Origin of the sequence: Microbacterium sp. (genome assembly GCF_047606385.1) — a bacterium.
GTDB lineage: Bacteria > Actinomycetota > Actinomycetes > Actinomycetales > Microbacteriaceae > Microbacterium.
The window spans coordinates 1-4,058 of the sequence record NZ_JASGEL010000016.1; the positions used below are offsets into that span (position 1 = coordinate 1).

The 4,058-nt window shown below is 74.5% G+C and carries 4 protein-coding genes and 1 pseudogene; all 5 read right to left on the reverse strand.

Going from position 1 to position 4,058, the window contains the following annotated elements; translation table 11 throughout:
- Positions 1–546 (reverse strand): enterochelin esterase domain-containing protein (locus QM626_RS01535; RefSeq protein ID WP_415073230.1); only part of this gene is annotated, 546 nt, incomplete at its 3' end.
- A complete protein-coding gene (locus QM626_RS01540; RefSeq protein WP_415073232.1) occupies positions 543–1,322 on the reverse strand; it encodes an ABC transporter ATP-binding protein in 780 nt (259 codons plus the stop codon). The genes QM626_RS01540 and QM626_RS01535, both read right to left, overlap by 4 nt.
- The gene (locus QM626_RS01545) at positions 1,319–2,353 is read right to left on the reverse strand and encodes a FecCD family ABC transporter permease (RefSeq protein ID WP_415073234.1); all 1,035 of its coding nucleotides are present in this window, start codon (positions 2,351–2,353) and stop codon (positions 1,319–1,321) included. Before QM626_RS01545 ends, QM626_RS01540 begins: the two co-directional genes overlap by 4 nt.
- A complete protein-coding gene (locus tag QM626_RS01550; RefSeq protein ID WP_415073236.1) occupies positions 2,350–3,339 on the reverse strand; it encodes a FecCD family ABC transporter permease in 990 nt (329 codons plus the stop codon). The genes QM626_RS01545 and QM626_RS01550 overlap by 4 nt, the downstream gene beginning before the upstream one ends.
- Positions 3,336–4,058: pseudogene (locus QM626_RS01555) on the reverse strand (hypothetical protein); the annotation flags it as partial. The pseudogene QM626_RS01555 and the gene QM626_RS01550, both read right to left, overlap by 4 nt.

A 4,058-nucleotide genomic window follows, 5' to 3' on the forward strand; every position in this document is an offset into this window, starting at 1 on the left:
GGCGACCGCGGCGCGCGGCGCGAGCCATGCCTGCGCGGGCGCGGCGGGCAGGGCCGCCACCGACTGGGTCACGCCCGCGCGATTGGTGACGGTCTCGGGGTTGCGCGGGTCGGGCCGCCCGCGGTCGAGGGCGTGGCGCAGCGCGACCTGGTCGTCGTCGGTCAGCCACGGGGCGCGCTCGCCCTCGCGCTGCACCAGGAAGCTGTACGACGCCCGCCAGCCCGCGCCCATCCGGTACGAGACCGCCCAGACGTCGCTGCCCGGCAGCCGGCGCAGCAGCGTGTCGGCGAGGTTCCGCTCGTCGGTCAGCCGGTTGGCGAACAGCAGCACGGCGTCGGCATCGGCATCCCGCCAGAGGAAGGTGACGATGCGCTCGTCGGGCGCGTCCGGGATCTCCTCCACCAGCGGCGTGCTCGCCAGCGTCGACCAGAAGGATGCCGCGTCCTCGCCGCCCGCGATCCGCGCCTCGAGCGCCTCGATCGCCGGGCTGGCGGCGCGCGGCGCCGGTGCCGGCCGCGGCACCTTCGGCGGCGTGCGCGCGCTCATGAGGCGAGCGGGACGACCAGCGGCGTGCCGGTCTCCGGGTCGGGGATCAGCCGGCACGGCAGGCCGTATACGTGCTCGATCAGCTCGGAGGTGACGACGTCGGCGACCGGGCCCTCGGCGACGATGCCGCCGTCGCGCATGACGATCAGGTGCGTCGCATAGCGGAACGCGAGGTTCAGCTCGTGCAGCACGAGCACGACCGTGACGCCGTCGCGGTGCAGCTCGCGGGCGAGGTCGAGCACCTCGATCTGGTGCGAGATGTCGAGGAACGACGTCGGCTCGTCGAGGAACAGGATGGGGGTCTCCTGCGCGAGCGCCATCGCGATCCAGGCCCGCTGGCGCTGGCCGCCGGAGAGCTCATCGACGCCGCGGTCGGCGAGGTCGGACACCTGGGCGCGCGCCATGGCGGCGGCCACCGCGTCGCGGTCGGCGGCCGACCACTGCCGCAGCAGGCCCTGGTGCGGGTAGCGGCCCCGGCCCACCAGGTCTGCGACGACGATGCCGTCGGGCGCGATCGGCGACTGCGGCAGCAGCCCGAGCCGGCGGGCGACCTCCTTCGGCGGGTAGGAGCCGATCGGCGCGCCGTCGAGCTCGACGACCCCGGCCGCGGGCGGCAGCATCCGGGCGAGACCGCGCAGCAGCGTCGACTTGCCGCACGCGTTCGGCCCGACGATGACGGTGAGCTCGCCGGTCGGGATCTCGACGTCGAGCCCCGACACGACCGTGCGGTCGCCGTAGCCGATCGAAAGCCCCTGAGCACGGATACGGCTGGTCACGCGTTCCTCCTCCACTGCCGGGCGAGCACCCAGATCAAGTACACCCCGCCGAGCGCGCCGGTCACGACGCCCACCGGCAGCTGGGTGGGCGCGAACAGCCGCTGGGCCACGACGTCCGCGGCGAGCACGAGGGCGGCGCCCATGAGCATGGCCCCCGGCATCCCGACCCCCCTCGTGCCGGTCACGCGGCGCGCGAGCTGCGGCGCGGCCAGGGCCACGAACGCGATCGGCCCGGCGGCGGCCGTCGCGAGCGAGACCAGGGCGACGCCGACGACGACGAGCCACAGCCGGGTGCGTTCGACGCGCACCCCGAGGCCGGTGGCGAGGTCATCGCCCATCGTCATGATCGACAGCGGCCGGCTCAGCGCCAGCGCGATCGGCCCGAGCACGACCACGGCGAGCGCGACGAGCCCGGCCTCGGTCCACGTCGTGGTGTTGAACGAGCCGGCGAGCCAGACGGACGCCGTCTGCGCCGCCGCCAGCGATGCCCGCACGACCAGCAGCGAGTTGAGCCCCTGCAGCACCGCGGCCACTCCGATGCCGACGAGCACCAGCCGGAAGCCGGCGAGGCCGCGCCGCCAGGCGAGCACGTACACGACGAGCGCGGTACCGAAGCCGCCGACGAGCGCCCCGACGGCAGTCGCGACCGGGCCGCCGCCGAACACGATGATCTGCACGAGGGCGCCGGTGGCGGAGCCCACGGTGAACCCGATCACGTCGGGGCTGCCGAGCGGGTTGGCGGACAGCGGCTGGAAGATCGACCCGGATGCCGCCAGCGCCGCCCCCACGAGCGCCGCGGTCAGCACCCGCGGCACCCGCTGCTGCTGCACGAAGTACTGGGCGAGATGGTCGGCCCCGGTGCCGGTGAGGGCCTGCAGCGTCTGCCACGTGGTCATCGGATAGTCGCCGATCATGACGCCGGCGGCAGCGAGCACGACGATCACGACCGCCAGCAGGATGCCGGCGACGGTGCCCCGACGCGTGACGCGCAGACGCAGCGCCCCGAGGCGGAGGGTGCGGACCGTGCTCACAGCGCCTCGATCCGCCGACGGCGCACGATCAGCACGAACACGGGGCCGCCCAGGATCGCGGCGACGACGCCGACCGGCACCTCCTCTGGGGCGGCGACCACACGCGCGACGACGTCGGCGACCAGCAGCCCGGCGGGCGCCGCGACCATCGAGAACGGGATCGCCCATCGCTGGTCCGGTCCGCACACGGCGCGGGCGAGGAACGGCACGGCGAGGCCGACGAACATGATGGGTCCGGCCGCGGCGGTCGCCGCCCCGGCCAGCAGCGCGATGGCGATCATGACCCCGGCGCGGGTGAGGCCGACACGCACGCCGAGCGCCCGGCCGGTGTCCTCGCCGAGGGCCAGCGCGTTGAGGGCGGGTGCGAGGGCGAGAGCTACCACCAGGCCGACGACGATGAAGCCGGCCACGGCCAGCAGCACCGGCATCCCGCGTCCCTCGACCGACCCGGACGCCCAGAAGCGGAACTCGTTGTACGCGTTCTGGTTCGACAGGATCGAGGTCTGCACGAGCGAGGTGATCGCCATGCTGATCGCGACGCCGGCCAGCGCCAATCGCACCGGGGTGGGGCTGGATCGGCCGGCCGAGCCCAGCACGTAGACGGCGAGCGCCCCGAGTCCGGCGCCGAGGAACCCGAACCACAGGTAGGCCCACACGCTCGTGAGCCCGAGCAGCGCGACGGCGAGCACGATCGCGAGCGAGGCCCCGGCGTTGATGCCGAGCACGCCGGGGTCGGCCAGCGGGTTGCGCGTGAACGACTGCATGAGCGCACCCGCGGCCCCGAGGGCCGTGCCGACGGCGATCAGCAGCAGGGTGCGCGGCAGACGCTGCTCGTGGATGACGGTGGCGGCGAAGCTGCCGTCGGGGCGCCAGAGCAGGCGCCACACGTCGGCGAGCGGGATGGGGTTGGACCCGATCGCGAGGGATGCCGTCGCGCACACGAGCACGACGACGCCGGCGATCGCCAGCGCCCACGCCCGGGTCACGGGGCTGTCGGGCGGCGCCGCACCAGCAGCACCGTGACCACGACCCCTGCGACCACGACCAGGCCCGCGCCCACGACGATGCCGATCCACGGGATGCCGTCGCCGACGACTGTCGTGGCGGCGGTCGGCTCCGCCGTCACGGTCCCCGAGGCCGACGGGGTCGGCGAGACGGTCGCGCTGACGGTGGGGCCGGGGGTGACCGTGAGCACGGAGCCCTCGCTCACGTTCTGCGACGAGCCCGACCCGGTCGTGCCGCTCGAAGATGACCCGCCGCTGTCGGAGGCGCCCGACGAGCCGGACGACCCCGACGACGCGGCGACCACGGTGAAGTCGGTGCCGCCGGCGTGCGTATAGCCGACGGTGCCCTTGCTCGGGTCGCTCGCGTCGACGTAGGCGCTGGCGAGGAAGCGCAGCCAGTGCGATCCCTCCGTGATGCCGCACGGCAGCGCGAACGAGCCGTTCACGGTTCCCGAGGCGGGGATCGCCTGCTTGTAGACCACGCCGGTGCCCTGCACGCTGGTGTCGCCGTACCCGACGCCGTCGTCGATCTTGACGTACACGGTCTCGCCGGCGGGGAAACCGCTGACGGTGAAGCTGATCGTGTCGCAGGCCGACAACGTGGTCGGGGAGACGGATGCCGAGGTGCCGGGCGTGTCCGAGCTCGCCCCGCCGGGCGGCAGCGCCGTCGCCGGCAGCGCGACGCCGACGGCGAGGGCGCC